Origin of the sequence: Streptomyces sp. NPDC127092, from assembly GCF_042722475.1 — a bacterium.
Classification (GTDB): domain Bacteria; phylum Actinomycetota; class Actinomycetes; order Streptomycetales; family Streptomycetaceae; genus Streptomyces.
The window spans coordinates 1-1,408 of sequence record NZ_JBHXFE010000146.1 but is presented as its reverse complement, the minus strand read 5'-3'; the positions used below and the strand labels follow the sequence as shown (position 1 = coordinate 1,408).

At 71.2% G+C, this 1,408-nt stretch carries 2 protein-coding genes; both read left to right on the top strand.

Going from position 1 to position 1,408, the window contains the following annotated elements:
• A partial coding sequence (locus ACFWJO_RS38125) for a penicillin-binding transpeptidase domain-containing protein (RefSeq protein ID WP_386872746.1) occupies window positions 1–497 on the top strand: 497 nt, incomplete at its 5' end.
• A partial coding sequence (locus ACFWJO_RS38120) for a serine/threonine-protein kinase (RefSeq protein WP_386872744.1) occupies window positions 494–1,408 on the top strand: 915 nt, incomplete at its 3' end. The genes ACFWJO_RS38125 and ACFWJO_RS38120, both read left to right, overlap by 4 nt.

Genomic DNA, 1,408 nt, shown 5'->3' with positions numbered 1-1,408 from the left:
GCTCCGTGTTCCCCTCCGACCTGGACGACGCCGCGCTGGCGCAGTCCTCGATCGGCCAGCGGGACGTGCAGGCTACCGCGCTGCAGATGGCCATGGTGGCCGCCGGCATCGCGAACGACGGCGTGGTCATGGAGCCGCAGCTGATCAAGGCGGTCCGCCGTTCGGACCTCACCACGGTGCAGGAGTTCAGCCCCCGTGAGCGCGGCCGGGCCACGACCCCCGAGGTGGCCGGGCAGGTCTCGGACATGATGGTCTCGGCGGTGGAGGACGGCATCCTGGGATCCGTGCAGTCGGACACGGTGCGGATCGCGGCGAAGTCGGGCACGGCCGAGGTCGGGGACACGGGCAACGTGCACTCCTGGATCACCGGCTTCGACGCGAGCGAGAACCCCCGGGCGGCCGTGACGATCGTGGTGGAGGACGAGCCGCCGGGGGTTGGACATCAGACAATCGTCAGTGGCATGAAGGCAATCATGGAAGCGGTGGTCACGGAATGAGGCCGACATCGGGCATCACCCTCGGGGGCAGGTACCAGCTGACCGATCGCATCGCGATCGGCGGCATGGGCGAGGTGTGGAAGGCCCGGGACAAGGTCCTGGGCCGGATCACCGCCGTGAAGATCCTCAAGGAGGAGTACACGGGTGACCCCAACTTCCTGCGCCGCTTCCGGGCGGAGGCCCAGCACACCGCGCTGCTGAACCACCCCGGCGTCGCCAACGTCTACGACTACGGCGAGGAGAAGGGCTCCGCCTACCTCGTCATGGAGCTCGTGCCGGGCCAGCCGCTGTCCTCCATCCTCGAGAAGGAGAAGGTGCTCTCCCCCGAGCGGACCCTGCGGATCATCGCGCAGACGGCGGCCGCGCTCTCGGCGGCCCACGCCCAGGGGCTCGTGCACCGCGACGTCAAGCCCGGCAACCTCATGATCACGCCCACCGGCCGGGTGAAGGTGACGGACTTCGGCATCGCGCGCCTGGCGGACCAGGTCCCGCTCACGGCCACCGGCCAGGTGATGGGCACCGCCCAGTACCTCGCGCCCGAGCAGGCCACGGGGCAGCAGGCCACCGGCTCCTCCGACCTCTACTCGCTGGGCATCATCGGCTACGAGGCCCTCGCCGGGCATCGCCCGTTCACGGGCGAGTCCCAGATCGCGATCGCCCTCGCCCAGGTCAACGACACCCCGCCGCCCCTGCCGGACACCGTCCCGGCCCCGGTGCGCGCCCTGATCATGTGCATGCTCTCGAAGGACCCCAAGGAGCGGCCCTCGGACGCGACCGCGCTCTCGGAGGCCGCCGACGCGCTGCGTCGCAAGGACACCCGCGGCGCTGTGGAGGCCGTGCCCGGCCTGGCCGCCTTCCTCGAGGAGCAGGGCGTGGCCGACCCCTCGGGCGCCGAGACCGCCCCCCTGGAC